This is a genomic window from Erwinia amylovora, from assembly GCF_017161565.1.
GTDB classification, from domain to species: domain Bacteria; phylum Pseudomonadota; class Gammaproteobacteria; order Enterobacterales; family Enterobacteriaceae; genus Erwinia; species Erwinia amylovora.
The window spans coordinates 2093803-2120005 of the sequence record NZ_CP066796.1; the positions used below are offsets into that span (position 1 = coordinate 2093803).

At 52.9% G+C, this 26203-nt stretch carries 26 protein-coding genes; 9 read left to right on the forward strand and 17 right to left on the reverse strand.

The features are described from left to right. Positions 1–7: 7 nt before the first annotated feature. Positions 8–1126 (forward strand): AI-2E family transporter, encoded by a 1119-nt coding sequence (locus JGC47_RS09740; RefSeq protein ID WP_004157897.1) that lies wholly within the window; start codon positions 8–10, stop codon positions 1124–1126. A gap of 175 nt (positions 1127–1301) precedes the next feature. On the opposite strand, the gene JGC47_RS09745 is transcribed toward JGC47_RS09740, so the two are convergent. The 7 genes from JGC47_RS09745 to JGC47_RS09775 all read right to left on the reverse strand — a co-directional run bounded on the left by JGC47_RS09745 (position 1302) and on the right by JGC47_RS09775 (position 6422). Next, complete coding sequence (locus tag JGC47_RS09745; protein WP_013034881.1) at positions 1302–2192, reverse strand: LysO family transporter; 891 nt, start codon at positions 2190–2192, stop codon at positions 1302–1304. A gap of 54 nt (positions 2193–2246) precedes the next feature. Beyond that, positions 2247–2915 carry a 2OG-Fe dioxygenase family protein gene (locus JGC47_RS09750; RefSeq protein ID WP_004157899.1) on the reverse strand — a complete coding sequence of 223 codons (669 nt, stop codon included), beginning with the start codon at positions 2913–2915 and terminating at the stop codon, positions 2247–2249. A gap of 589 nt (positions 2916–3504) precedes the next feature. After that, positions 3505–4545, reverse strand: a complete 1041-nt coding sequence (locus tag JGC47_RS09755) for a TIGR04086 family membrane protein (RefSeq protein WP_004157900.1) — start codon at positions 4543–4545, stop codon at positions 3505–3507. Positions 4546–5009: 464 nt separating this feature from the next. Then, positions 5010–5345 (reverse strand): YebY family protein, encoded by a 336-nt coding sequence (locus JGC47_RS09760; protein ID WP_004157904.1) that lies wholly within the window; start codon positions 5343–5345, stop codon positions 5010–5012. 26 nt (positions 5346–5371) lie between these two features. Further along, positions 5372–5578, reverse strand: a complete 207-nt coding sequence (locus JGC47_RS09765; protein ID WP_024015261.1) for a hypothetical protein — start codon at positions 5576–5578, stop codon at positions 5372–5374. Positions 5579–5662: 84 nt separating this feature from the next. Then, positions 5663–5890, reverse strand: a complete 228-nt coding sequence (locus JGC47_RS09770) for a hypothetical protein (protein ID WP_223386169.1) — start codon at positions 5888–5890, stop codon at positions 5663–5665. Positions 5891–6224: 334 nt separating this feature from the next. Then, the gene (locus tag JGC47_RS09775) at positions 6225–6422 is read right to left on the reverse strand and encodes a hypothetical protein (RefSeq protein WP_013036076.1); all 198 of its coding nucleotides are present in this window, start codon (positions 6420–6422) and stop codon (positions 6225–6227) included. 162 nt (positions 6423–6584) lie between these two features. Here JGC47_RS09775 and JGC47_RS09780 point away from each other — a divergent pair, with 162 nt between their 5' ends. After that, positions 6585–6815, forward strand: a complete 231-nt coding sequence (locus tag JGC47_RS09780; protein ID WP_004157912.1) for a DNA polymerase III subunit theta — start codon at positions 6585–6587, stop codon at positions 6813–6815. A gap of 145 nt (positions 6816–6960) precedes the next feature. Continuing rightward, a complete protein-coding gene (gene exoX, locus JGC47_RS09785; RefSeq protein WP_004157914.1) occupies positions 6961–7626 on the forward strand; it encodes an exodeoxyribonuclease X in 666 nt (221 codons plus the stop codon). On the opposite strand, the gene JGC47_RS09790 is transcribed toward exoX, so the two are convergent. Then, complete coding sequence (locus JGC47_RS09790) at positions 7623–9683, reverse strand: S9 family peptidase (protein ID WP_004157915.1); 2061 nt, start codon at positions 9681–9683, stop codon at positions 7623–7625. The genes exoX and JGC47_RS09790 overlap by 4 nt on opposite strands. A gap of 414 nt (positions 9684–10097) precedes the next feature. On the opposite strand from JGC47_RS09790, the gene JGC47_RS09795 reads away from it, so the two are divergent. After that, positions 10098–10916, forward strand: coding sequence for a sugar phosphate isomerase/epimerase family protein (locus JGC47_RS09795; protein ID WP_004157921.1), 819 nt, complete (start codon positions 10098–10100; stop codon positions 10914–10916). Between the two features lie 31 nt (positions 10917–10947). On the opposite strand, the gene JGC47_RS09800 is transcribed toward JGC47_RS09795, so the two are convergent. Beyond that, positions 10948–11247, reverse strand: coding sequence for a YebG family protein (locus JGC47_RS09800; RefSeq protein WP_004157925.1), 300 nt, complete (start codon positions 11245–11247; stop codon positions 10948–10950). Between the two features lie 138 nt (positions 11248–11385). Between JGC47_RS09800 and purT the strand changes: the two genes are divergently transcribed. Beyond that, complete coding sequence (gene purT / locus JGC47_RS09805) at positions 11386–12564, forward strand: formate-dependent phosphoribosylglycinamide formyltransferase (protein WP_004157931.1); 1179 nt, start codon at positions 11386–11388, stop codon at positions 12562–12564. A gap of 281 nt (positions 12565–12845) precedes the next feature. Here purT and zwf read toward each other — a convergent pair whose 3' ends face one another. Next, positions 12846–14321 (reverse strand): glucose-6-phosphate dehydrogenase, encoded by a 1476-nt coding sequence (zwf, locus tag JGC47_RS09810; protein ID WP_004157937.1) that lies wholly within the window; start codon positions 14319–14321, stop codon positions 12846–12848. A 777-nt stretch (positions 14322–15098) separates the two neighbouring features. On the opposite strand from zwf, the gene pyk reads away from it, so the two are divergent. Together pyk and JGC47_RS09820 are read left to right on the forward strand one after the other, a co-directional pair. Beyond that, on the forward strand, positions 15099–16580 hold the full coding sequence (pyk, locus tag JGC47_RS09815) for a pyruvate kinase (RefSeq protein WP_004157940.1): 1482 nt from the start codon (positions 15099–15101) through the stop codon (positions 16578–16580). Positions 16581–16790: 210 nt separating this feature from the next. Continuing rightward, positions 16791–18032: an MFS transporter gene (locus JGC47_RS09820; protein WP_004157943.1), complete on the forward strand. Its 1242-nt coding sequence runs from the start codon at positions 16791–16793 to the stop codon at positions 18030–18032. Positions 18033–18082: 50 nt separating this feature from the next. Here the strand turns inward: JGC47_RS09820 and lpxM are convergent, their stop codons facing one another. The 3 genes from lpxM to znuA form a co-directional block, all read right to left on the reverse strand. Further along, positions 18083–19054, reverse strand: coding sequence for a lauroyl-Kdo(2)-lipid IV(A) myristoyltransferase (gene lpxM / locus JGC47_RS09825; RefSeq protein WP_004157949.1), 972 nt, complete (start codon positions 19052–19054; stop codon positions 18083–18085). 139 nt (positions 19055–19193) lie between these two features. Beyond that, complete coding sequence (gene mepM, locus JGC47_RS09830; protein WP_004157954.1) at positions 19194–20519, reverse strand: murein DD-endopeptidase MepM; 1326 nt, start codon at positions 20517–20519, stop codon at positions 19194–19196. An 11-nt stretch (positions 20520–20530) separates the two neighbouring features. Next, on the reverse strand, positions 20531–21490 hold the full coding sequence (gene znuA, locus JGC47_RS09835; protein WP_013036080.1) for a zinc ABC transporter substrate-binding protein ZnuA: 960 nt from the start codon (positions 21488–21490) through the stop codon (positions 20531–20533). Positions 21491–21567: 77 nt separating this feature from the next. On the opposite strand from znuA, the gene znuC reads away from it, so the two are divergent. Beyond that, complete coding sequence (znuC, locus tag JGC47_RS09840) at positions 21568–22326, forward strand: zinc ABC transporter ATP-binding protein ZnuC (protein WP_004166890.1); 759 nt, start codon at positions 21568–21570, stop codon at positions 22324–22326. Then, positions 22319–23104 carry a zinc ABC transporter permease subunit ZnuB gene (gene znuB, locus JGC47_RS09845; RefSeq protein ID WP_004166891.1) on the forward strand — a complete coding sequence of 262 codons (786 nt, stop codon included), beginning with the start codon at positions 22319–22321 and terminating at the stop codon, positions 23102–23104. Before znuC ends, znuB begins: the two co-directional genes overlap by 8 nt. A gap of 82 nt (positions 23105–23186) precedes the next feature. On the opposite strand, the gene ruvB is transcribed toward znuB, so the two are convergent. The 4 genes from ruvB to JGC47_RS09865 form a co-directional block, all read right to left on the reverse strand. Further along, complete coding sequence (gene ruvB, locus JGC47_RS09850; protein ID WP_004157959.1) at positions 23187–24191, reverse strand: Holliday junction branch migration DNA helicase RuvB; 1005 nt, start codon at positions 24189–24191, stop codon at positions 23187–23189. An 8-nt stretch (positions 24192–24199) separates the two neighbouring features. Next, positions 24200–24814, reverse strand: a complete 615-nt coding sequence (gene ruvA / locus JGC47_RS09855) for a Holliday junction branch migration protein RuvA (protein WP_004157960.1) — start codon at positions 24812–24814, stop codon at positions 24200–24202. 69 nt (positions 24815–24883) lie between these two features. Continuing rightward, complete coding sequence (gene ruvC / locus JGC47_RS09860; protein ID WP_004157961.1) at positions 24884–25405, reverse strand: crossover junction endodeoxyribonuclease RuvC; 522 nt, start codon at positions 25403–25405, stop codon at positions 24884–24886. Between the two features lie 31 nt (positions 25406–25436). Next, the gene (locus tag JGC47_RS09865; protein WP_004157966.1) at positions 25437–26180 is read right to left on the reverse strand and encodes a YebC/PmpR family DNA-binding transcriptional regulator; all 744 of its coding nucleotides are present in this window, start codon (positions 26178–26180) and stop codon (positions 25437–25439) included. Between the last annotated feature and the right edge of the window lie 23 nt (positions 26181–26203).

Here is a 26203-nt window from a genome sequence, read left to right on the forward strand (position 1 = left end):
CGGTGAAATGATCATTCAGGGCATGAGTAAAGGATTTTTTATTTTTATTCTGGCGGTAACCACGCTGGGTTTTCTTCACATACTGGGACCCTATTTTTCTGCCATCTTGTGGGCCGCCATTCTGGCCATTATCTTCCATCCGCTGAAGAGCAAGATCAGGAAGTATTGCGGCGACAGAAACGGTCTGGCATCCATGTTGACTTTGTTAATCATCTGCCTGATCGTCTTCATCCCCCTGGCAGTGGTGGTCTCGTCTCTGGCAGTGGAATTTAATGCGCTGTATAACCGAATCCAGGCCAACCAGACTGAACTGACCACGGTAGCCACCAGCGTGGTGAACCATCTGCCCGAGTGGCTGCGGCATTTCCTCGCAGAGAATAATCTCAATGATGCCAATGCGATTCAACAAAAGCTCTCCGGTGTGGCCATGAAGGGGGGGCAGTTCTTTGCCGGCAGCCTGATGATGATAGGTAAAAGCACTTTCAGCTTTACCATCGGATTTGGCGTTATGCTCTACCTGCTGTTCTTCCTGCTGAAAGATGGCGCTTATCTGGTGGGTATGGCGCTGGATGCCATTCCGCTTTCACGCTTCGTTAAACATCATCTGTTTGTTAAATTCGCCGCGGTTTCCCGTGCAACGGTAAAAGGAACGGTGGTGGTTGCGGTGGTGCAGGGAACACTGGGTGGAATCGCTTTCTGGTGTGCCGGCATACAGGGCAGCATGTTGTGGGGTTCGCTAATGGCGTTCCTGTCGCTGATCCCGGCAGTAGGCTCGGCGATTATCTGGCTACCGGTGGTTATCTGGCTGTTATTCTCCGGCGCGATGGTTAAAGGGCTGGCGCTGACATTCTTCTTTGTGGTGGTCATTGGTCTGGTAGATAATATTCTGCGCCCTCTTCTGGTCGGCAAAGACACCAAAATGCCCGATTATTTGATTCTGATCTCTACTCTGGGCGGTATGGAAATCTACGGCATTAATGGTTTTGTGATCGGGCCGTTAATTGCCGCGTTGTTCATCTCCTGCTGGAATCTGCTTTCAGGCAGAGATCACCGCGGTAATACTGATGAGATAGACAGCGACTTTATGGAAGAAGGCCAGAATCACCCCGGTAATGAACACCAATAACAGGTGAAACGAGGCCAGCAGTGGCCTCTTTTTATTTCAGGTCGTCGGTAAAAAACGGGTTAATTGCTATCTGTTATTTTTGACTTAAATGCTGGCGAGGTCTGTCGTTTAAAATATTCATGATCTTCACAGTTAAATCCAATATGAAAAGGGCTATTGAATAGCCCTTTTCTGCTCAGAGTAAACTTACCGTTAATGAGATAAAAATAGGCGCTAACAACGTTAAGATGAATCCGCTCACGATGGCGTGCTGAATAAACTCTTCGTGACAGTTCTCTTTAATGAAGGGTAATGCCGAATCCAGGGCTGCCGCTCCGGATATACCAATCGCGCTTCTCGGCTGTTTTTTACCTAAAAAGTACAGCACGAAAATGCTTAGCATTTCTCTAAAGAAATCAGTCATAAAAGCCATCGCGCCCATCTTGGGAGAAACCAGAATATTCACCATGGGGCCCGAAAGTGAAAACCAGCCAAATCCGCTTGAAACAACTAATGATTCAGCTAATGAATAACTGCTAAACCTCGAAAAAATCAGGACTGAAATCAGGTTAGCAGCAATGACTAAGCCCGGCAGTATAAAAATCTCCGAACGCACGGTAGAAATACGAAAGTTTACCAGGTCCATACCCACAAGATAAATCAATGCGTACAGGATATAATTGCTGGAGAAATGAATATCCTGCAACGAAAAGTGAGTGAACCTGAATAACATTACGCCAGCAGCAAAGGACAGAATCGCCTTTATGCACCCAATTACTGGCCCGGAGAAGTTAGTTGCTTCGTTATGTGAAGAGGACTTCCCCCTCCTTCTGACTAAAATCATAAATGTAGAAACAGATATAATAGTTGACAGAACTAACGCACTTTTCACTATTTCGGAGCCGATCTCTCTGTTGCTGAAAACCGCGCCAAAATCGATTCCCATGCAAAAAAGAAGCAGTAATACTACCAGTCCAATCTTGCTCAAAAGGATATTTCTGATTCTCACTTGAAGTTTTTTCCCCGAAAAATACCCGGAGGATAACAGTAAGACCACGATAATAACCGACAATAATGATTCTTTCATTGCAATTCTTCTGTATTGAGGACAAATATTGAACTTATTAACACAGCAATATTATCAGATGCTTTGAATAGTGCGAGAAAAATCAATCAGTATCATTGCCCTTTCTACAGGTGAACCTGGACTTTGCATTGATAAGTGATCTACATAGTGGCTGACCATCTCATCACACACCGAGAAGCTATCCATAAATTCATTAAGGGTAAAGCGATGGGTAATCTCATCCTCATTCACCTCATACAGCTTTTTATTGCGCGCACTTACGCTGGCTATATAATTATTACCACCAATCGCGTTAGGACTTCGACTGACTAAGTGGGCGAAAGTAAAGGGTTCTCCATCCTGATGGAAACAATCAGGTGAGCTAAAACCAGGCAGCTCATTATTTTCACAGCGAACTTTTACTAAGTGCACACCGACATAAACAGGAAGGTAGTCGTTCTCAAAACCGAATGTTTGTTTAAAATCATCGATGATCAGATCTTTCAGAAAATCCGAGTTTTTCAATGCGGAGCTTAACGCGTTAAAGTACCGAATCGATCCATGCTCTGGATTGTTGCTTCCCTGATCGTATCCCGAGAACTCTTTACCATTCTCTTTATGTGTTGGTAGCCAATGAAGTTCGTTATCTTTCCACGGAAGAATGATCGCATTTCCATATCTTCTGAAACGAAGCGTGCTGGCCGGAGCATGCTTATCTCTCTCAAGGAGGCTAACCTCATGCATAAGATACCCTTTTTCTTCTGCTGAGACAGCGACACTGGATCTAAAGTGTGAAAATCCATCTTTGTGTAAGTTAAACATGAACAAACCTCATCTTTATGAAAGTTAAAAGAATTCATGTTCTTCCATCGAGGTTTTTGTGTCAATCTGTAAGCATTGTTAATGCGTAGTTAAATTGATATACGGGGTATCATAAATTTATTTTATCTATAAGCAAATTTTATGACCGTCATGATTACCATCGTCAGCAGAAAATATGGATTATTTTAGTTAAGTAGAACGCTTATGTGTTAAATCCCCTCGATCACTTGTCATCTTTTGAGCTTAGCCAGGCTCGAAGGTGCCGTAAATGCGAAGAGAGAGAAGTCGTGTTCGACCGCATGGCAGAAATGCCGGGCTGATGTAGATAACAAGATAATGGAAAGAAGCCTGACCTGAACGTCTGTGGGGTGGCCTGTAGGTGTGGCGTGCAGCATGAGATTTGAGAGGACTCAGCCCGGTACTGGACCGGGACCGAGTATCAGGCCACTGACTTGCCGCACCACCTGAGTGACGGTGCAATGCATGTTACATGGCCTGAGCTAATGGAGAATTAAGCCTTGATTTTTTTGTGGCCTGTCAGGGTGTTAACGCCCCACAAACCGCTCAGAGTACTGACAATGGCGCCAATCAATAAACCGAAGAATGACCAAAGAGCCACTTTGGCACCGGCTTTGGCTGCCGCTTCCGCTTTCTCTTTAGCCTGCTGTTTCAGTTCAGCGTACTGCGTTTTAGCCTGATTGATATTATCTTCCAACTGTGAAAGACGCTGGTCAACCTGCTGCACCGTTTTATCTCGCGTCTGAATGAAGTTATCAACCGCTTTATCCGCTTGCTCCGGCGTCATGGAGGTGTTTTCCGTCAGAGCCTTTTTCACATCATTTTTGTCCACGGAATTACCAATGGTTTCTGCGCGACCTTTCAGTTTTTCGGTGAGTGAATTAATAATGGCATCACTGTTGTCTGGATGACTCGCCAGGTTTTTGGCCGCACTGGCTAAATCGTCACCCGCCGCTTCAAGCTGTGACTGCAGATATTCGGGCTGGAGTTCTTTAATACCGCTTTTCTTCAGGGCTTCCATAACCTGTTGATCGGCATCCTGCGACTGTAACTTTGTATCAAGCCCGATGCGGCTGTAGATCTTCTCACCAATGTTGCCCGCGCCCTGAGCAGCTTGCCCTGCAACATTACCGATCCCACTTGCCATGCTTCCGGTTGCAGAGGCAATGCCACCCACTGCATTACCGGCGGTATTTAATACGCCACCAACGGCAGCAAATCCAAGAATGGTGGCAACCAGTAATGAGGTTGCCCAAATCAGAAAGCCGTGGATGGCACCGTCAGCACCTGCCAGCCGTCCGGTAATAAACCCGCCACAGGCAAGACTAATTATTACCCCAATAACAGACCAGGCCAACACGGCCGTGTCAGCGCCATTAACAATATCATCGGATTTTGGCGACAGCATCGATAAGCCGAGACTCGTCCCGAGGGTGGTAAGCAGAAGTGATACAGCTATTGCGGTAACCACGCCAGCGATAATACTGCCCCAGGAGACGCGTTTAGTCATTGCCAGTTCGTTTCTAAGTTCCATTTCTCACTCCGGTTTATATTACAATCAATAACTGCTTTTAGCGTTTACAGTATAGATGTCAATTTTGTTTCTTCCTGGAATCGGCTGAAATAATTGTGAAATTTTTCTCACAGATAATACGTGACGGTAGAACTTTAAGGATCGTGACGTGGCCGGGGAAAGACCGAACAGGCGATAACTGACAAAAGGATCATCAGGATATTTAGCAGGCCAAAAAAAGACTGAAGACAAATCCTGTCTTCAGTCCAAGGGAATGGCTCTTTAATGAGCCGTGCGCTAAAAGTTGGTGTTCTTGCAGGCGTTGTGACCTGGTACTTTAAAGATAGACCAGCGCCGGAGGAATTCCAGCCGACGATAAACAGCAAGGCATACAAAGATTAGCATTGTGATGGCGGCTACATAATTGAGGCGTGATGCCATATGGCCGCTATCTCTGCAGGTTTTCGGCACGCCCGTTGAGGGTATCAGGGACAGAGTTTCCCGGCACGTGCCACAATGGGTGCCAGACTCTTTTTCTGGCCAGGATTGTTGGGGTCGTCTGCCAGAACTTTGGCTATCGGCTCTCCCTTCATCTGGCCGGCCTTTACTTTGGCTTCAGCTGCGGCATTCAATGGATACTGCACCAGCGTGCCGTCGTTGATAGCAAACAGTATGTTGCCCTTCTCGCAGCTTAACATCATTTCTTCACGCGTAAATGGCCAGTCGTTTTTCCCCATATCAAAACGGCTTACGGTTTCAATACCGGCCACTGCGCTACTGCTGACGCCCAGTGCCAGACATGCAAATGCCAACTTTTTCATTTTGTACTGTACCTCAACGATATAACTTAAAGCTGAAAGGTGATTAATTTAGCCTGCCCGGCTGATGGCCCGGGCGGGTTCCGGGTGGCAAACCAGCTTACGGTCAGCAGCACCGCTGCCGCCAGGATGATCGCCACCTGGCGAGTGGTGATCAACGGCTGCTGCGCGCACGCTCCACTGCGCTGAAAACACGGCACCAGCCCGTAGCGGTTATACAGCGCAATCGCCACCATTACGGCCACCAGCGAGATTTTAACTGCCCGCCCTGGCGGTAGAGTTTAAAGCTGGCAACAGGCCAACCGGGTATGAGCAGGGCATTAAGCGCCCCACTTATCTGCACCAGGCCCCTGCAATATGGCCATAGTGCGAACAGCGTATCGCGGTAGCAATGGCAGGGTGATATCACCCGCTGCGCGCATCTGCATCACCAGCGGTAACAGCCCCCCTGTCCAACAGGTCGCTGCTAACAGATACACCAGCTGATTGACCTGCTGTAGCACTCCCTGCCAGCAATCCGGCATCAGCGCATATCCGGTAAATGCCATTGCGCATAGTAAAGCCGGTGCGCAAATCAGCAATGCCCTGTGGCGCGTTTGTTTGCCTGATAACAATGCCAGACCCGCACAAATGACGGCTGCGGCTGCCAGACGCGACCAAACCGGGTATTTAACACCGCTATCCCTGTATCGGCGTTCAGATTATCCTGCCAGCCATCTCCCGTCTGGCCGTATTAGATTAACAGCTGCAACATTGCCGTCATTAGCGTCAGCCAGCAGGACATCACCGTCAGCAACCGGGTACTCACCGCGGGTCAGCGGTTGCTTTAATTTTACCCGCAGCAGGTTATGTTGCTGTGCATCGCGCGCGGCCGACAAACATTCAGGGGCAGTTTGCCGCCTGGCGTAACGTCGGCAGCACCGAAAGCAGGCTGAATATCTTCTCAGAATACCAGCATGAGCGCTTCGGACAAGGATTGGCCGAGGAGAACCGGGTATTCAGGTGAGCATAAGCACAGGCCTGACGGGTAAACAGAACGACAATCAGCGGGCCGGAAAACCTGAAGAATTTACGCTTCATGCGCAGTGCTCCTGACAGGCGATGCAGCGGCTTGCTGGCTGAGGGCAAAAGAATACCCCGCTTAAAAAGCAGTGTCGAGGCAACGCCAGCAATCAATGGTCAGCAGGCTTGCTAATCCGTGCTTTGTGCATTATTTTCTGCCTCAAACTACGGGGATACAACATGAGCTACAACCTGGCCACATTGCCACAGGAAGAAAAAGATAAGGTCAACGTTGACCTGGCCGCCGCCGGGGTGGCTTTTAAAGAACGTTACAATATGCCGATCGTCGCCGAAATGGTCGAACGTGAACAGCCGGAAGCGCTGCGTGATTGGTTCCGACAACGCCTGATGCACTATCGCCAGGCTTCGCTTGCGCTTTCGCGGCTACCCTACGAACCTAAACAAAAATAGCCATGCCATTTAGCCGCGCGATGGCGGCCCGTGGCCGGGCGCTGGCACGGGAATACAGATCGTTGTTACCCGGCGTGAATATGACCATTGGCAAGCAGGAGCCTTTTCGTTACCCTGCACGCCAGTTTTATCATCGGGAGAAGCTATGTTCAGGGTTATAGACACGGAAACCTGTGGCCTGCAGGGCGGAGTGGTAGAAGTGGCTTCGGTTGACGTGATCAATGGACAGATCGTCAATCCGATGAGCGATCTGATCTCACCTGACCGGCCAATCAGCCGTCAGGCCATCGCTGTGCATAAAATCACCGAAGCGATGGTGAGGGGAAAACCGACCATAGAGCAGGCTATCGGCCGCTACCACGGCAGCCCCTTCTACGTGGCACACAACGCCAGCTTTGACCGCCGCATGCTGCCTGAGATGCACGGGGAGTGGATTTGTACCATGACCTTAGCGCGCCGCTTATGGCCTGGCTTGAAATACACCAATGAGTCGCTACGCCAGTCTCTGCAACTGGAGGTTTCACCACCAGCCGAATTACACGCTCACCGCGCTTTATATGACTGCTACGTAACCGCTGCACTGCTGATACGTATTATGTCGTTCAGCGGCTGGGATGCAGCAGAAATGCTGCGCCGGATGCAGGTGAAAGGGTCCGTTAACTGTTTTCCTTTTGGCAAATATCGCGGACAAAAAGTTGACGATGTGGCGAAAAAAGATCCGGGCTATTTACAGTGGATGCTGAAAAAAATCCCGGATCTGAAACCCGACTTACGCAGCGCCATGCAGCGGGCATTGAGCGAGCCAGATTAAGCTGCCGGGACAGCCAGCAGGCCCGTTGCCAGCGCGATCAAAAAGGCATATTCCATCACTAGTCCTTCATAAGCCTTGAAGCGCCCGGATTTACCGCCGTGGCCGGCGTCCATATCGGTGTGCAGCAGCAGCAGATGGTTGTCGGTTTTCAGCTCGCGCAACTTCGCCACCCATTTTGCCGGTTCCCAGTACTGCACCTGGGAATCATGCAGCCCGGTAGTGACCAACAGGTGCGGGTAAGACTGCGGCACCACGTTGTCATATGGGCTGTACTTCCGGATGTAGTGATAATACTGCTCGTCGGCCGGGTTTCCCCACTCATCATATTCACCGGTGGTGAGGGGAATGGTTTCATCCAGCATGGTGGTGAGCACGTCGACAAATGGCACCTGCGCGACAACACCGTGGAAACGGTCCGGCACCATGTTGATCACCGCGCCCATCAGCAATCCCCCGGCACTGCCCCCCATCGCGTAAAGTTTCTGCGCGTCACCGTACTGTCTCGCCACCAGCGCATCGGTAATATCGATGAAGTCATGGAAGGTATTCATCTTGTTTAACAGGCGTCCGTCGTCATACCAGCGTTGCCCCATCTCCCCTCCGCCCCGTATATGCGTCAGGGCATAGACAAACCCGCGGTCGAGCAGACTAAGGCGGCTGGCGCTGAAGTCGGCATCCATGCTGCTGCCATAGGAGCCGTAACCATAAACCAGCAGCGGGTTAGTTCCGGGCTGATAGCAGTCGCGGCGATAAACCAGCGAAACCGGCACTTCGACGCCGTCGCGCATGGTTATCCAGTGGTGTTCACTGCGGTACAATGAGCCGTCAAAGCCTTTTACTTCTGTCTGCTTCAGGATCTGCCGTTCACCGCTATCCAGGTCGAGTTCATACAAGGTGTCCGGCGTGGTCATCGACGAATAGCCGTAGCGCAGCTTACTGGTTTCAGGACTGGGGTTGTAACCAATCCAGGTAACGTAAGCCGGATCGTCAAAGGCAATCGTACAGCTTCTGCCGCTTAGCCAGTGGATCTGGCGCAGGCTGACCAATCCGCGCTGACGCTCTTCAACCACCAGCCAGTCGCGGAACAGGGAAAAATCTTCCAGCACGATATCGTCACGAGCAGGGATCACCGTCTGCCACTGATGTTCATTGGCCTCAGCGCTGCGATACAAAGCAAAGTTCTTGCCATCGCGATTAGAACGGATGTAGAACTCGCCCTGATAGTGATCGACGCTGTATTCATGATCTTTGCGACGTGCGCTAAACCGCTGCGGCTGCGCATCAGCCTGCTGCGCATCCAGCAGCATGACTTCACTGGTGGTACTGCTGCCAAGTACGATAGCAACAAACTGCTCTGAGGTGGTCTTATCAAGGCCGACATAAAAAGTATCATCCTGCTCTTCATATACCAGCTGGTCCTGCTGCTGCGGTGTACCTGGCGTATGCCGCCATACCTGATAAGGCAGCAAAGTTTGTTTATCCTTCAACACATAATAGAGTGTTTGTGAATCGCCAGACCAGGCCATGCTGGATGAGACGCCCTCCAGCACCTCCGGATACCACTCGCCGCTGTTCAAATTACGCAAACGAATGGCATATACCCTACGCGACAAAAAGTCTTCGGCCACCGCCATTGTCTGATTATCCGGGCTAATGGCCACGCCACCGAGAGTATAAAACTCGCTGTCTGCGGCTCGCTGATTTCCGTCCAGCAGCGTTTCCCAGACTTCCGGCGTGACGGTGTCGGCTGGCTGACGGGTATAAAGGGTATATTCGTTGCCCTCCTCATAGCGGCTTTGATAGCGGTAGCCGCTTTTGACATAGGGCACGGAATGGTCACGGGCAGGTATACGCTCAACGATCTCCGTTAGCAATTGCGCCTGAAGGGCCTGCTGCGGCTTCAGCTGCTGCAGGCAAAAGTCGTTTTCGGCGTTAAGGTGCGCCAGTACCTGCTGATCTTCACGCCGATCGTCACGCAGCCAGGCGTAATTGTCGGTGCGCGTATCACCATGCAAGGTCATAACATGGGGTATTTGCTTTGCTTTTGGTGGTGTCATGGTTCGTTCGCAATGTCAGTTTCGGTAGGTAAGGTTGACACCCGAGTGACAGATTGCCAAGAAAAGATGATGGGGCAGCGTTATCCCAGAGGACATTCAGCAGCTGGAACCAGCGTTATTGCCTGTCCCGCCGTCAGACAGCCAGCCTGTGATTTCATTGCGGATATCGTGCTTAATTGATCCACGCACGTCCTGAGGGATCGCCAATGCCTCGCCTGGCGCTTGCAGATCGCTGCGCACTTTGAACGGTTGAGATGAATCACCGGGATTTCTGGCAGCAACGTAAGGAGATGTCAAAGAGTGCAGAGGCTTAGCATTTCACCTGACGCGCACAAATTGTTTAAAAGTAGGGTTTGCGCCAGCCGTTATTGACTTCTACCATGAAAGCAGCAAGAAAATAAGGAAATGGCAGCGATGCTTTCAGGCAACCCATTATTTATCAACACTATTTTGCTGGGTGGCAGTAGCGAAGAGAAGCTTCGCGCAGCCTCTGCGGCGGGTTTTCAGCAGGTGGAATTATGGCAGCAGGATGTGGCAGCAGCACCGGCGGGCGCTGGGGGCCTGGCCGATCTTTGCTCACGTCTGGCGTTATCACTAACGGATTACCAGGTGCTGATGGACTTCGATGGCGCACCGGATGCGATGCGCCATCACAAGCGCGACGAAGCGCTGGAGATGATATCAACCGCACAACGATTGGGAGCGACTACGCTACTGGTCCCTGCTTCGACCGATCCCGAATGTTGCCAACAACGCACAGAAGAGGATTTACGCTGGCTGGTACAGCAGGCGGCACACCACAATCTGCGCGTGGCGTATGAAGCGATGGCGTGGAGCCAGCACATTAACAACATCGCCGCAGCATGGCAGCTGGTGAAGCGTATTGATGCACCCAATCTGGGCCTGGTGGTCGACGCATTCCATATCTTTGTTCTGCAAAGAACGCTGGCAGATCTTGAGGGCATCCCGGCCGACAAGATATTCCTGGTACAATTGTCGGATCTGAATACCCGGCCGGATGCGCAACGGTTGAAGGAAGTTGCCCGTCATGACCGCCTGCTGCCGGGCGAAGGTCACTTCCCTTTGCGGGCGCTGTTACAGCACCTGCAACACATTGAATACCGGGGGCCAATAGGACTTGAAGTCTTCAACGATCGGCTGCATCAGGCGGATGCAGACATAACCGCAAAAGCTGCAATGGCCGCGTTATGCCAGCTGATATCATCCGCTTAACAGCAAGGCTATATGACCATCAATTGCGCACTCAACCCGCTACCGCCCGCAGCGTGCTTTCATTGTCATCATCGCTTTTATTGGCGGCGTTTTCATCAGGCAGCCTGCCGGTACGCAAAATTTGCTGCAGCACGTCTTTGTTTTCCGCCATAAAAAGCCCCAGCGATTCGTTTTGCTGCTCCTGCATACCCAGCGGGCTGGCCGCCAGCCAGTCAGAGAACACTTCCGCCATATCGAGCATTTTGTCGTAGGCATCCGCCTCTTTTTTGCTGGCAAATGTCATCTTTTCTTCACCTTTTCTGACAACGACATATTTAATTTCAACAGCCATGATCTCGCCTTGTTTAACTGTGTTTTTATACAGTATATCAGCATTGCTTTTTTGCCTCAAGTGCCGAATGACGGATGAACACGCAAACGTTTTCGTTTATACTACGGCGGCTTTTTTTTATCTAATCAGGTGGCGATGATGACAACTCTTGGAACCGCTCTGCGCCCGAATGCGACGCGCGTAATGCTGTTAGGATCGGGTGAACTGGGCAAAGAAGTGGCGCTGGAATGTCAGCGTTTGGGCGTGGAAACGATCGCGGTAGATCGCTACGCGGATGCCCCTGCTATGCAGGTTGCCCACCGCAGTTATGTGATCAATATGCTGGATGGCGCAGCCCTGGCAGCGCTGATTGAAAAAGAGCAGCCGGATTTTGTGGTGCCGGAAATTGAAGCTATCGCCACGGACAGGCTGGTCGAACTGGAAAAACAGGGCCAGAAGGTGGTTCCCAGCGCCCGTGCAGCCCGGTTAACCATGGATCGCGAGGGCATACGCCGCCTCGCCGCTGAAGAGTTGCAGCTTCCCACTTCTGCCTATCGCTTCGCCGATAGCTATGATGCATTCTGTGCCGCAGCTGAAGCTATCGGCTTGCCATGCATCATTAAGCCGGTGATGAGCTCTTCCGGCAAAGGCCAGAGCGTTGTCCGGGACGCCGCACAGCTGGCTACCGCCTGGGATTATGCTCAGCAGGGTGGCCGTGCGGGTGCCGGGCGCGTGATTGTTGAAGGCGTGGTGAAATTCGATTTTGAAATCACCCTGCTGACCATCAGTGCGGTGGACGGTATTCATTTCTGCGCGCCCATCGGTCATCGCCAGGAGGATGGCGACTATCGTGAGTCGTGGCAGCCACAGCAGATGAGCCAGCTGGCCCTGCAGCGCGCCCGGCAGATAGCCGAAAAGGTGGTGGCTGCCCTCGGTGGTTATGGCCTTTTTGGCGTCGAGCTGTTTGTCTGTGGTGATGACGTGGTGTTCAGTGAGGTGTCACCGCGCCCGCACGACACCGGCATGGTCACGTTAATCTCACAGGATGTTTCTGAGTTCGCACTGCACGTCCGCGCTTTCCTCGGTCTGCCGGTGGGTGCAATACGTCAATACGGCCCGGCGGCGTCGGCGGTTATCCTGCCGGAGCTACACAGTGATAACGTGCAGTTTGCCAACCTTTCTGCCGCTGTCGGCGCGGGTCTGCAGGTTCGTCTGTTTGGCAAGCCGGAAATCCAGGGTAAACGCCGTTTAGGCGTGGTGCTGGCAACCGGAAGTGATATTGAGGATGCGCTACAACGCGCCACAACGGCTGTCGCCCGCGTGAACGTCAGCGGCTGATTCTGCCCTGCACTATCTGGGGTGAATCAAATTTTCGCCCCCGATACCGCCTGTTCCCGCTGTTCGACAACAATGGCCGGTATCATCGTGCCAATGGTCAAATCCGTTCGCCGCGTGTTTTGCCGCTATTGATGCAGCCTTCTCCGCATCGCCTGTCCGCCAGGCGATCGTCGCCGGCGCGGGTGTTGTACAAGGAGAATCGAAGCGCCGGCTTATTGTGCATAACCGTTATTCTGATTGAAAAAAAACCCGCCGAAGCGGGCTGCAATATTCAGGTCAAATTACTCAAATTCATTCCATGAGCGGCCATCACGGGTGATCATCGCTACCGAAGCCACCGGGCCCCAGGTACCTGCCTGGTAAGGCTTGGGCGCTTCTTTATCTGCAGCCCAGGCGTCCATGATAGAGTCGACCCACTTCCACGCCTCCTCGACTTCATCACGACGAACAAACAGCGCCTGGATGCCGCGCATCGTTTCCAGCAGCAGGCGCTCGTAGGCATCAGCCAGATGAGACTGATTAAAGGTCTCTGAGAAGCTTAAATCCAGTTTGGTGGTTTGCAGGTTGTGTTTATGATCCAGGCCGGGCACTTTGTTAAGGATCTGGATATCGACACCTTCATCCGGCTGCAGGCGAATGGTCAGTTTGTTTTGCGGCAGTTCCTGCCAGCTGTCTTTGAACAGGTTCAGCGCCGGATTTTTAAAGTAAACAACAACTTCCGAACACTTGGTCGGCAACCGTTTTCCGGTGCGCAGATAGAACGGTACGCCAGCCCAGCGCCAGTCGTCGATATCAACCCGGATAGAAACGAAGGTTTCCGTATTGCTGGACTTGTTTGCGCCCTCTTCTTCCAGATAGCCGGGGACTTTTTTCCCCTGCACAAAACCGGAAGTGTACTGACCGCGCACGGTTTTTTCACGCACATTGGTATGGTCAATGCGGCGCAGTGAGCGCAGTACCTTGACTTTCTCATCACGAATACGGTCAGCAGACAGGTCTGCCGGCGGTGACATTGCGATCATGGTTAACACCTGCAGAAGGTGGTTCTGGATCATGTCGCGCATCTGACCGGCTTTATCGAAGTAGCCCCAACGCCCTTCGATCCCCACCTCTTCCGCCACGGTTATCTGCACATGGTCGATGGTGCGATTGTCCCAGTTTGCGGCAAACAGTGAGTTAGCAAAGCGCAGTGCCAGCAGGTTAAGCACGGTCTCTTTGCCGAGATAATGGTCAATGCGGAAGACCTGGCTCTCTTCGAAGTACTCACCTACCTGATTGTTGATTTCCTGCGAGGTAACGAGCGACGTGCCCAGCGGTTTTTCCATTACCACGCGTGCGGGTTTGGCATTGAGTTTAGCTTCGCCCAGCCCCTGACAAATGGCACCGAAGGTGCTTGGCGGCATGGCAAAATAGTTGATGGTGACGCGTTTTTTCTGGTCGAGCATTTTGCCAAGGCGAGGGAAATGACTGCTGTCAGTCACGTCCAGATTACAAAAATCAAGTCGGCTGCTGAGTTTATCCCACAGCGCCTCGTCAATTTTTTCCTTCATAAAGGTTTCCAGCGCTTCACGCACTACCTTGGTATAAGCTGCTTTATCCCATTCCGCGCGCCCCACGCCAATGATGCGTGACTCTTCATGAATCTGACCGGCTTTTTCTAACTGATACAGTGAGGGCAGCAGTTTTCGGCGTGCAAGGTCGCCTTTGGCACCGAAAATAACCAGATCGCATGCCTGGGCTGTTTGTGTAACCGCCATTTCATTCTCCTCGTTGCAGGATTAGCCAGTCCCGTAGATCCCGATCCAGGACAGGCTCTTAGTGTCATGTTTTAACTGTACAATGTACTGCTTTTGCCCGGTCCACGTAAACCGGTGACGCAGGTCTGGCACAATGTATTCAATCAATGCTTAATTTAGTGGCAAACCGCAGCGGGTTGCCGGCCATATATGTCTGAATTCTCACTATCGCCGTTTGCCGGAAGACCTGTTGAAACAGCAGCCCGGCTCATTCGTTAGTAAAAAGGAGTCCAACGCAGAGGTGCCGCTGCTTTAAAGCCTTAAGGTCACCGTCTATTCTCTACAAAATGACATTGATTTCTCCTTTGATTGAAATCGTCAAAATGTATAGGGCATTAACGCTATGAATAGTAATCTAAAATGAACTCTTTACGGTGCAAATTAACACGAAGCTTGCCCGGACTTACCGAAATCCTGCCCGTATAGCCGGTCATTTCCGTCAATAAAGTCCTGTCCCGGCAGCGGCTAACGCGCGGCGAACCCTCGCCGCCGGACATGTTTTCAGGCTGACGAACATGTTCAAGACCCGTCAGTGTTTAAGCTCAATGTTAACTATTGAGTTTGTTACTTTAGGTGATACCTTATGTGTGCATGTGCTTAAAAAATCTCATGGCTCTTTTTGTCTTATCGCGGGTCAGAATCCCTGGAGGATGTTGAAACCACAGTACAGGCAGTTATGAACCTCTGCACATATTAATTCACAGGGACAGACTCACTATTCACTTCAGGTCGTGTACAATGAATAATCAATCATCTTCACTTCTACATCCTAAGTACCCTTCTCGCCGTCTCAGAAGAACCAAGATTGTGACTACACTTGGCCCCGCTACCGATCGTGACAACAATCTGGAGAAAATCATTGCCGCGGGTGCCAATGTGGTGCGACTGAACTTCTCACACGGCACCGCCCAGGATCACCAGATGCGGGCAAACAACGTGCGCGAAATCGCGGCAAAACTTGGGCGGCACGTCGCCATTCTCGGCGACCTCCAGGGACCGAAAATCCGCGTTTCAACTTTCAAAGAAGGGAAAGTCTTCCTCAACCCAGGCGAGCGCTTTCTGCTGGATGCCAGCCTGGGTAAAAGCGAAGGCAACAAAGAAAGAGTAGGTATTGATTATAAAGGCCTGCCCGCGGATGTGGTACCGGGCGATATCCTGCTGCTTGACGACGGGCGTGTGCAGCTAAAAGTGCTGGAAGTGAAAGGCATGAAGGTGTTCACTGAAGTGACCGTCGGCGGCCCGCTGTCGAATAATAAAGGGATTAACAAGCTCGGCGGCGGTCTGTCGGCCGAAGCGCTGACGGAAAAAGACAAGGCGGATATTCTCGTCGCCGCGCAGATCGGCGTTGACTATCTTGCCGTATCGTTCCCGCGTTGCGGTGAAGACCTGAATTATGCCCGCCGCCTGGCGCGTGAGGCAGGATGTGAAGCCAAAATTGTCTCCAAAGTCGAACGTGCTGAAGCGGTTGCCAGCCAGGAAGCAATGGATGACATTATTCTCGCCTCCGACGTGGTAATGGTTGCGAGGGGTGACTTGGGTGTGGAAATTGGCGACCCTGAGCTGGTTGGCATCCAGAAAGCATTGATCCGCCGCGCTCGCCAGCTGAATCGCGCTGTCATCACCGCAACTCAGATGATGGAATCAATGATAACCAACCCGATGCCCACGCGAGCTGAAGTCATGGACGTTGCCAACGCCGTACTGGATGGGACCGATGCGGTGATGTTGTCTGCAGAGACCGCCGCCGGACAGTACCCGGCAGAAACCGTCTCCGCCATGGCCAGGGTATGTGTGGGGGCAGAGAAGATCCCCAGCATTAACGTTTCCAGGCATCGCCTTGACGTTCAGTTTGACAATATTGAAGAAGCCATCGCCATGTCGGCCATGTACGCCGCGAACCATCTGCAGGGCGTTACCGCGATTATCACCATGACCGAATCCGGCCGTACTGCGCTGATGACCTCACGTATCACCTCCGGCCTGCCGATTTTCGCCATGTCACGCCACGAGCGCACGTTAAACCTCACCACCCTTTATCGCGGCGTCACCCCGGTCTGTTTCGACAGCAACAGCGATGGCGTAGCTGCAGCGCACGATGCGATTAACCTGCTGCGCGATAAAGGCTTTCTGTTGTCCGGCGATCTGGTTATCGTGACCCAGGGCGACGTGATGAGCACCACCGGTACCACCAATACCAGCCGTGTGCTACGCGTTGAATAATGATGCCTGAAGCTATTGGGTCTTCGCCCTGATAGCTTCTCATCCGCTTGCCCCCTTTCCTTTCGTATACGTGGTTGCCGATCGGGTCACTAATGGCTTTGTCTGCAAATGACAATTTTCCATTATTTCCAGGTGAAAATACGGTATGTTAGCGCGGTCGCTAAGCCTCCGTGCTTTTTACTTTTTATGCAACTCCAGGAAGGAGCCAGAATGGCGTCATACACCCCCGTGTCGAGCCTGACCCGCCGACACCTGATTTTCCCGTTATCATTAGTTCTGTTTGAATTTGCCACCTATATCGCTCATGACATGATCCAGCCAGGAATGCTGCTGGTGACCGAAGAATTCCGGGTCAGCCCGGAGTGGGTTTCAGCCTCGCTGACGGCTTATTTGATCGGCGGCATGACGCTGCAATGGCTGCTTGGCCCGCTCTCCGATAAGCTTGGACGACGGCCGGTGTTTTTGTCCGGCGTGGCCTTCTTTATGCTCACCTGCCTGGCCACTCACTGGGTGCAAAGCATCGAACAATTTGTCCTGCTGCGCTTCTTACAGGGTACCAGCCTCTGTTTTATCGGCGCTGTGGGTTATGCCGCCATCCAGGAAGCCTTCAATGAAGCGCTTAGCGTGCGGATTATGGCGCTGATGGCCAACGTGGCGCTGTTGGCCCCTCTTGCCGGCCCGCTGGCCGGTGCCGCTTTTTTGGAAATCGGCGACTGGCGTACCATGTTCTGGCTTTTTGCGCTGGTCACCGCCGTTGCGCTGACGGGACTGTGGCGCACAATGCCGGAGACTGCAGGAGACGCCCGGATCTCGCTGTCGTTGAAATCACTCGGTAAGGGTTACATGGCGCTGGTTAAGGACCGACAGGTGATGAGCGGTTCACTGGCGATTGGTCTGGTCACTGTCCCCTGCCTTGCCTGGGTAGCATTATCCCCGGTGATCCTCATCCACGATGCAGGTCTGAGCCGGATGGACTATGCGCTGCTCCAGATCCCGGTGTTTGTGGCAATGATTGCCGGAAACCTGACGCTGGGCAAGTTGTCCTCGCGGGTGGCGATCGACCGCCCACTGCGTCTTGGCGCATGGCCGATTTTGACAGGACTGGCTGTGTCTGCGCTGGCTACTGCTATCGACAATCAGAGTTATTTGTGGCTGACGGCCGGATTAAGCATTTATGGCTTTGGTACCGGGCTGGTTAATGCGGGAATGTATCGGCTGACGCTGTTCTCCAGTAACGCCGGGAAAGGCAGCGTCGCCGCAATGCTGGGTATGGTCACTATTCTGCTATTTGCAGTAGGCATTGAGCTGACTAAGTACGCTTATTTCAGCGATGGCGCCCGCGCATTTAGCCTGGTCAATCTGGCATGCGGAGTACTGTGGTATTTGTTGGTTAGCGCATTTTTACGCGAATGGAAACGCCGCTCGACGCTGAATAAAGTCGAGATTGTCTGACCGCCAGGTGTGATGTTTCGCTGGAAAAGGGGAGCCTGGCTCCCCTTTTTTTACTTTTTTGGGTAAAGTTCCTGACGTTCGTAAGGTTCGACTTCACCCGGACGACGGGTCTTCAGCAGCTTGAGGATCCAGGTGTACTGCTCCGGATGCGGGCGGACAAACGCTTCAACCTCTTCATTCAACCGCCGCGCCTGAGTTGCATCATCGGTGTCCGGCAGATCAATCATCGGTGGGCGCAGATAAATATCCAGTGAATGGGTTTTGCTGTCGTAAACCGGAAACAGCGGCACCACTTTTGCCCGGCATACTTTACTCATCCGCCCCACGGCCGGCAGCGTCGCTTTATAGGTGGCAAAGAAATCCACAAATTCGCTATGTTCCGCACCATGATCCTGGTCGGGCAGATAATAGCCCCAGTAACCCTGACGAATAGAGCTGATAAAAGGCTTGATGCCGTCATTACGTGCATGCATACGCCCGCCAAAACGACGTCGAACCAGGTTCCAGACGTAATCGGTCACCTCATTACTCTGATTATGGAACAAAGCCGCCATCCGCTGCCCTTCAGATGCCAGCACCATCGCAGGCAAATCAACCGCCCAGCCATGCGGCACCAGGAGAATGACATTCTGCCCGCTGTCACGCAGCGCATCGATAATCTCACGGCCATGCCAGCGAATGCGTGATTTCGCCGCGTGTGGACGCAGTGCCAGCTCGGCCATCATCGCCATAGACTGCGGTGCCGTGGCAAACATCTTATCAATAATCTGCTCCCGCTCCGCTTCGGACTTTTCAGGCAGACAGTAAGATAAATTGATCTGTGCACGGCGGCGGGCGCTGCGAGCCAGTTTCCCGGCTTGACGCCCTAACGCCCCCAGCAGCGGATCGCGCAGGCGTGGCGATACCCACGCCAGGGCTGCAAACGCGCCCACTCCCAACCAACTTCCCCAGTAGCGTGGAAATAAGAAAGATTTCTGAAAGACGGGAATAAATTCAACATTGCTGCTTTTTTTGTTTTCCATGCGCTGGCCCCAAACAATAACCGGCTTATGATAGTGCTGACGTGGGATTTTGCAATGGTAACGGTCAAAGCGCCCATTCACCCGCCAATAAAAAAAGCCGACCGGTTCAACCCGTCGGCTCTGTCATGCTGGATTGAGGCTACCTGATGCGCAGCTGGGGGATGACTTCACGCACCTGTGCCAGATAATCACGGCGCTCTTTACCGCTCAACCCTTCCATACGCGGCAGCCTGGCGGTCAGCGGGTTTACAGCCTGATTATTGATCCAGACTTCAAAGTGAACGTGCGGCCCGGTCGACCGACCGGTGTTACCCGAAAGCGCAATACGATCGCCCCGCTTCACTTTTTGCCCTGGCTTAACCAATAGCGTCTTCAGATGCATGTAGCGTGTCATATATTGACGGCCGTGGCGGATAGCCACATAGTTTCCGGCAGCCCCGCTGCGCTTTGAAAAGATCACCTCACCATCACCTATTGCCAGCACGGGGGTGCCGACAGGAACCGCGAAATCAACGCCTTTATGCGGTGCAATGCGACCGGTCACCGGATTTGTACGGCGCGGGTTGAAGTTGGACGAAACGCGATACTGTTTAACGGTTGGGAAGCGCATAAAACCACGCGATAATCCTGAACCACTTCGGTCGTAGAACTTACCGTCCTCCGCGCGAATAGCGTAGTAATCCTTACCTCCACTGTTGACCCGCACTCCTAACAGTTGGCTTTGCTGGCTTTTACCTTCCAGCATTTCTCGTGATGTCAGCACCGCGAAGCGGTCGCCGTCACGCAGCTTGCGGAAATCCATTTGCCACTGCATCGATTTGATAACCGCACTGACCTCGCCACTGCTTAACCCGGCTGATTTGGCACTGTTAACAAAGCTGCCATTGACCACGCCATTCAGCACATGATTTTGCCATTCGCCGCTCTTTAGCGCTGAAGAGAGTGTAAACGTGTCTCCGGCACGGTCGTAGGTGCGGCTTTCACGCCGGGAAACTTCCCAGGTCATACGCTGTAGCTGGCCATCACCATTCAGCGTCCATGACAGCTGCTGACCAATTTGCAGATTGCGCAGTTCTCTGTCGGTCTTTACCAGCTTGCTGATATCGGACATATCAATGCCATACTGATTTAACACGCTGCTAAGCGTATCGCCGCCAGACACCACATAGTCGTGGGTGCCGCTCTCGTTAGGCGCGTCTCGATCAATTTCATCGTTGGGGACTTCATCTTCCGGAGCCGGACTGTCCCCGTCAATAGGTTCACTGGCTTCAGGGAGCAAGGTACGTAGCTGGTCTTGATTTACCTCAACCCGTTTGACTATCTGACTTTCGCTACCGGGGTGATAAACATACGGCCGCCACACGGCAACGGCCAGAGTGACTACGGAAAGCGCCCCCAGCAGGATGCGATGGGGGCGGGATAAACCATTAAACGCTACGCTGATAGCGTTGAGTTTTTGCTGCACTTCATTACCCTCTAATCTCCTTTCAGGCAGCTCGCATACTGGCTGGACAACTGCGAAAGAAACTGCACGTAGCTGTCTTTGCCTGGAGAGATATCTGTACCCAGCGGATCCAGCGTGCCCGAGCGCACTTTGGTTCCTCTGGCAACAGCCTCAATCACGGCCGGCCTGAACTGTGGTTCAGCGAAGACACATACCGCCTTCTGCTCAACCAGTTGTGTTCGTATTTGATGTAAACGCTGTGCACCGGGTTGGATTTCAGGGTTAACGGTAAAATGACCCGTAGGGGACAGCCCGTAATGCTTTTCAAAGTAGGTGTATGCATCATGAAAAACGAAATACCCTTTATCTTTCACCGGGGCAAGCTGGCTGTTAATTTTAGCATCGGCAGACGACAGTTCTGCCTCGAAATGCTGCAGATTAGCATCTAATTGGTGCTTGTCAGCGGGCATAAGTTCCAACAATTTTGCATGGATTGCAATCGCCGTTTTCCTGGAGATCTCCGGAGACATCCACAGATGCATATTATACTCACCGTGATGATGGTGTTCGTGCTCATGCTGGTGCCCATTTTTCCCGGCGGCGTGCGGGGCATTTTCCTTATCTTCGTCATCATCCGTGCCTTTCAGCAACAGCGATTTCACACCTGGCAACTCGCTCATTTCTATGCTTTTTGCTGCCGGTAGTGTGGCCACCGACTTGCTCATAAAGGCTTCCATTTCAGGCCCTACCCATACGACTAAGTTCGCATCGCGCAGGCGTTTGATGTCGGATGGTCTTAGGGCATAATCATGTTCAGATGCTCCGTCCGGCAGCAGGATTTCCACAGGGGTTACGCCTTCGGCAATCGCCGCAGCAATAAAGCCTACAGGCTTCACCGAGGCAACAATGGCAGCCTGAGCCGGAAGCGCTAACCAGGCGGCAAGACCCACCCCGGTCAACATTGAAATATCACGTAATTTTTTATGTAACATAATGATTCATTCCATCGTGATGAGCTGTTATTTTGTGATATTATAACATTTGAAATTTTCTGCAAACTGTAATTAATATGCCCAATTTGATTGCCCTTGAAAAAATATCAGTGAACTTTGGTCAACGACAGGTGCTCTCTGACGTGTCACTTATGCTACAGCCGGGCCGAATACTGACCCTGCTAGGACCGAATGGTGCAGGAAAATCAACCCTGGTGCGCGTGGTGCTGGGACTTATCGCACCCAGCTCCGGCAAAGTACAGCGCCCTGCTCAACTGCGTATTGGCTACGTTCCACAAAGAATTCACCTGGATATCACGCTGCCGCTGTCCGTCGGGCGCTTTATGCAGCTGCGCCCTGGTGTTAAACGTGACGATATCCTGCCCGCCTTAAAACGGGTGCAGGCAGCGCACCTGCTGGAATTTCCCTTGCAGAAACTTTCGGGCGGCGAAATGCAGCGGGTACTGCTGGCGCGAGCGTTGCTCAACCAACCGCAGCTGCTGGTACTGGACGAACCTACCCAGGGAGTGGACGTTAACGGCCAGGTGGCGCTGTACGACCTGATTGACCAGCTTCGGCGCGAGCTGAACTGCGGCGTTTTAATGGTTTCACACGATCTGCATCTGGTGATGGCAAAAACTGATGAGGTGCTGTGCCTTAATCATCACATTTGCTGCTCCGGTACACCGGAAGCGGTTTCTCAACACCCTGAATTTATCTCGATGTTTGGCCCTCGTGGTGCCGAGCAGTTGGCAATTTACCGCCACCATCATAACCACCGTCACGATCTCCAGGGACGAATTATTTTGCGCAGGGGATTTATCCGTCATGATTGAACTGTTATTGCCCGGCTGGCTGGCCGGGGTTTTACTGGCACTGGCGGCCGGCCCTCTTGGCTCATTTGTTGTCTGGCGCCGCATGTCCTACTTTGGCGATACTTTGGCACATGCTTCGCTACTCGGCGTCGCTTTCGGCCTGTTGCTCAACGTCAGCCCGTTTTATGCGGTCATTGTCGTTACGTTGCTGTTATCACTGATCCTGGTCTGGCTTGAACGCCGCCCCCATCTGGCACTTGATACCCTGCTGGGGATTATGGCGCACAGCGCCCTGTCGTTGGGAATGGTGGTGGTCAGCCTGATGTCAGATGTGCGCGTCGATTTGATGGCCTATCTGTTTGGCGATCTGCTGGCGGTGACGCCGGGCGATCTCCGGACCATTGTGGCCGGCGTCACGCTGGTGGTAGTGCTGCTGGCCTGGCAGTGGCGCGCCCTGCTGTCGCTGACGATCAGCCCGGAACTGGCACAGGTGGATGGGATTAATATTCAGCGAACCAAAATGATTCTGATGCTGCTGACAGCACTGACGATTGGTGTCGCGATGAAGTTTGTGGGCGCCTTGATTATTACCTCCCTGCTGATTATTCCGGCAGCGACCGCCCGCCGCTTCGCCCGTTCCCCGGAACAAATGGCTTTGCTGGCGGTGATTGTCGGTGTGCTGGCGGTGACCAGCGGGCTAAGCTTCTCGGCGTGGTATGATACGCCGGCGGGGCCATCGGTGGTGTTGGGTGCGTCTCTTATGTTTATGCTAAGTATGATAAAAAAACCGCGGGTATAAACCTGCTGCTGCCTGCTGCCTGACCGTATAGCAGCCCGCAGCAGCAAATTAACCCCGGATCCGGCCGCTAACGGTCTGCCTTTCAGCCTTCGCGGGTAATGCCAAAATGCTGATAAGCGTGTTGAGTTGCAAGACGACCGCGCGGCGTGCGCTGGATAAATCCCTGTTGGATCAGATAAGGCTCCAGCACATCTTCGATGGTTTCGCGCTCTTCTCCAATAGCCGCCGCCAGATTATCCAGCCCGACCGGCCCGCCCATAAACTTATCGATAATGGCCAGCAGCAGTTTGCGGTCCATATAATCAAAGCCTTGAGAATCAACGCTTAACATGTCCAGCGCTCGTGAGGCCACTTCTCCACTCATCTCCCCCGCCGCCCGCACCTCGGCAAAGTCACGCACGCGGCGCAGCAGGCGATTAGCAATACGCGGCGTGCCGCGTGCACGGCGGGCTATCTCCAGCGCCCCTTCGTCGCTGAGCGGTAAACCGAGGCAGGCAGCACTGCGGCCGACAATATGCTGCAAGTCTTCGACGCGGTAAAACTCCAGACGCTGGACGATGCCAAAACGGTCACGCAGCGGTGAGGTCAGCGAACCGGCGCGGGTAGTGGCGCCGATCAGGGTAAACGGCGGCAGATCGAGCTTAATCGAGCGTGCTGCCGGGCCTTCACCAATCATGATGTCCAGCTGATAATCTTCCATAGCCGGATACAGCACTTCTTCCACCACCGGCGACAGGCGGTGGATCTCATCAATAAACAGCACATCGTGCGGCTCAAGATTGGTCAGCATGGCGGCAAGATCGCCGGCTTTCTCCAGCACCGGACCAGAAGTGGTGCGCAGGTTGACCCCCATCTCGTTGGCGACAATATTCGCCAGGGTGGTTTTTCCCAAACCGGGAGGGCCGAAAATCAACAGATGATCGAGGGCATCGCCACGCATCTGTGCGGCTTTAATAAAGATCTCCATCTGTTCACGCACCACCTGCTGGCCGACATATTCTTCCAGCATCTTCGGGCGGATGGCGCGATCGATGACTTCCTCTTCGGTGATAACACCGGCGGCGACCAGGCGATCGGCTTCTATCATGCTCTACCTCAAATAGCTGCGCGCAGCGCTTCGCGAATTAACGTTTCGCAATCGGCATCAGGCTTACCTATCTTACCGATCATCCGGCTGGCCTCCTGGGGTTTGTAGCCCAGGGCGGTCAGCGCGGCTACCGCTTCGCTTTCGGCATCGTTGCCTGTCTCTTTCGGCATTTCACTGGTCAACGCGAACGGTGCGTCGCTAGCAAACAGATCGCCGTGCATCCCTTTAAAGCGGTCTTTCATTTCGACCACCAGACGTTCGGCAGTTTTTTTGCCGACGCCCGGCAACTTCACCAGCGCGGCAATCTCCCCGCGCTCAACGGCGGTGACAAACTGCTGCGCCGACATACCAGACAGGATAGCCAGTGCCAGCTTCGGCCCGACACCGTTCACTTTGATCAGTTCCCGGAACAGCGCGCGCTCCGGCTTACTGTTAAAGCCAAACAGCAGCTGGGCATCTTCACGTACCACAAAATGGGTGAAGATCACCGCTTCCTGCCGGATATCGGGAAGCTCATAAAAACAGGTCATTGGCATTTGCACCTCATAACCGACACCGCTGGCTTCAATTAACACCGCTGGCGGCTGTTTTTCCAGGATAATGCCTCTCAGACGACCTATCACAATAGCTTCCTCAGGATAATCATAATCAGGGGTTTATAGCATAAAAAAAGCTGGATAGATATCCAGCTTTTAACGCAGACGACCGCGTGCAAGGTTGAGATTTCCCTCACCCAGGCGGGTGACGTTCTGGCTCATATGGCAATGGGTGATGGCAATTGCCAACGCATCTGCCGCATCAGCCTGTGGGTTAGCGGGCAGTTTAAGCAAGGTACGCACCATATGCTGCACCTGACTTTTCTCGGCGCTGCCGATGCCGACCACGGTCTGTTTAACCTGACGGGCCGCGTACTCAAATACCGGCAGATCATGGTTGACCGCCGCGACAATTGCCGCTCCGCGCGCCTGGCCCAGCTTGAGCGCTGAGTCAGCGTTCTTCGCCATAAAGACCTGCTCGATAGCAAAGTATTCCGGCCGGAACTGGGTGATGATTTCACTCACCCCGGCGTAGATCAGCTTAAGGCGGGACGGCAGATCGGTAACGCTGGTACGAATACACCCGCTGCCCAGATAACTCAACTGCCGCCCCGTTTGGCGTATGACGCCGTAACCGGTCACGCGCGAACCGGGGTCAATTCCCAGGATTATCGCCATACTGCGCTCCCGGCGAGCGTCGGGCTAACCCTCACAGGGTTTCCGCCACCTCGTCAGAAATGTCACCATTATGGTAAACTTCCTGTACGTCATCGCAGTCTTCCAGCATATCGATCAGGCGCAGCAGTTTCGGCGCGGTTTCCACATCCATGTCCGCTTTTGTCGCTGGGATCATGGTGACTTCAGCACTTTCAGCCTGCAAGCCTGCCGCATCCAGCACATCCTTCACTGCGCCCATGTTCTCCCAGGCGGTGAACACGTCGATTGCGCCATCGTCATAAGTGACCACGTCGTCAGCACCGGCTTCCAGCGCCGCGTCCATCACCGTATCTTCGTTCAGGCCCGGTGCGTATGAGATCACCCCTTTCTTGGTGAACAGATAGGCGACAGAACCGTCGGTACCGAGGTTGCCACCGGTTTTAGTGAAGGCATGACGCACTTCGGAAACGGTACGGTTGCGGTTGTCGCTCAGGCATTCGACCATAACCGCCGTGCCGCCCGGGCCGTAGCCTTCATAAATGATGGTTTCCATATTGGAATCATCATCACCGCCCACGCCGCGTGCAATGGCACGGTTCATCGTGTCACGCGTCATATTGTTGGCCAGCGCTTTGTCCATGGCGGCACGCAGACGCGGGTTAGAACCGGCATCTCCACCGCCCAGTTTGGCAGCGGTTACCAGTTCACGGATGATTTTGGTGAAGATTTTACCGCGCTTGGCATCCTGAGCAGCCTTGCGGTGCTTGGTGTTTGCCCATTTACTATGTCCCGCCATCTTTAGTTTTTTCTCCAGATTGA

Coding starts and splice junctions, on each gene's coding strand:
- JGC47_RS09740 (WP_004157897.1), top strand. CDS start 8: ATGATCATTCAGGGCATGAGTAAAGGATTTTTTATTTTTATTCTGGCG.
- JGC47_RS09745 (WP_013034881.1), bottom strand. CDS start 2,192: ATGAAAGAATCATTATTGTCGGTTATTATCGTGGTCTTACTGTTATCC.
- JGC47_RS09750 (WP_004157899.1), bottom strand. CDS start 2,915: ATGCATGAGGTTAGCCTCCTTGAGAGAGATAAGCATGCTCCGGCCAGC.
- JGC47_RS09755 (WP_004157900.1), bottom strand. CDS start 4,545: ATGGAACTTAGAAACGAACTGGCAATGACTAAACGCGTCTCCTGGGGC.
- JGC47_RS09760 (WP_004157904.1), bottom strand. CDS start 5,345: ATGAAAAAGTTGGCATTTGCATGTCTGGCACTGGGCGTCAGCAGTAGC.
- JGC47_RS09765 (WP_024015261.1), bottom strand. CDS start 5,578: ATGGTGGCGATTGCGCTGTATAACCGCTACGGGCTGGTGCCGTGTTTT.
- JGC47_RS09770 (WP_223386169.1), bottom strand. CDS start 5,890: ATGGCATTTACCGGATATGCGCTGATGCCGGATTGCTGGCAGGGAGTG.
- JGC47_RS09775 (WP_013036076.1), bottom strand. CDS start 6,422: ATGAAGCGTAAATTCTTCAGGTTTTCCGGCCCGCTGATTGTCGTTCTG.
- JGC47_RS09780 (WP_004157912.1), top strand. CDS start 6,585: ATGAGCTACAACCTGGCCACATTGCCACAGGAAGAAAAAGATAAGGTC.
- exoX (WP_004157914.1), top strand. CDS start 6,961: ATGTTCAGGGTTATAGACACGGAAACCTGTGGCCTGCAGGGCGGAGTG.
- JGC47_RS09790 (WP_004157915.1), bottom strand. CDS start 9,683: ATGACACCACCAAAAGCAAAGCAAATACCCCATGTTATGACCTTGCAT.
- JGC47_RS09795 (WP_004157921.1), top strand. CDS start 10,098: ATGCTTTCAGGCAACCCATTATTTATCAACACTATTTTGCTGGGTGGC.
- JGC47_RS09800 (WP_004157925.1), bottom strand. CDS start 11,247: ATGGCTGTTGAAATTAAATATGTCGTTGTCAGAAAAGGTGAAGAAAAG.
- purT (WP_004157931.1), top strand. CDS start 11,386: ATGACAACTCTTGGAACCGCTCTGCGCCCGAATGCGACGCGCGTAATG.
- zwf (WP_004157937.1), bottom strand. CDS start 14,321: ATGGCGGTTACACAAACAGCCCAGGCATGCGATCTGGTTATTTTCGGT.
- pyk (WP_004157940.1), top strand. CDS start 15,099: ATGAATAATCAATCATCTTCACTTCTACATCCTAAGTACCCTTCTCGC.
- JGC47_RS09820 (WP_004157943.1), top strand. CDS start 16,791: ATGGCGTCATACACCCCCGTGTCGAGCCTGACCCGCCGACACCTGATT.
- lpxM (WP_004157949.1), bottom strand. CDS start 19,054: ATGGAAAACAAAAAAAGCAGCAATGTTGAATTTATTCCCGTCTTTCAG.
- znuA (WP_013036080.1), bottom strand. CDS start 21,490: ATGTTACATAAAAAATTACGTGATATTTCAATGTTGACCGGGGTGGGT.
- znuC (WP_004166890.1), top strand. CDS start 21,568: ATGCCCAATTTGATTGCCCTTGAAAAAATATCAGTGAACTTTGGTCAA.
- znuB (WP_004166891.1), top strand. CDS start 22,319: ATGATTGAACTGTTATTGCCCGGCTGGCTGGCCGGGGTTTTACTGGCA.
- ruvB (WP_004157959.1), bottom strand. CDS start 24,191: ATGATAGAAGCCGATCGCCTGGTCGCCGCCGGTGTTATCACCGAAGAG.
- ruvC (WP_004157961.1), bottom strand. CDS start 25,405: ATGGCGATAATCCTGGGAATTGACCCCGGTTCGCGCGTGACCGGTTAC.
- JGC47_RS09865 (WP_004157966.1), bottom strand. CDS start 26,180: ATGGCGGGACATAGTAAATGGGCAAACACCAAGCACCGCAAGGCTGCT.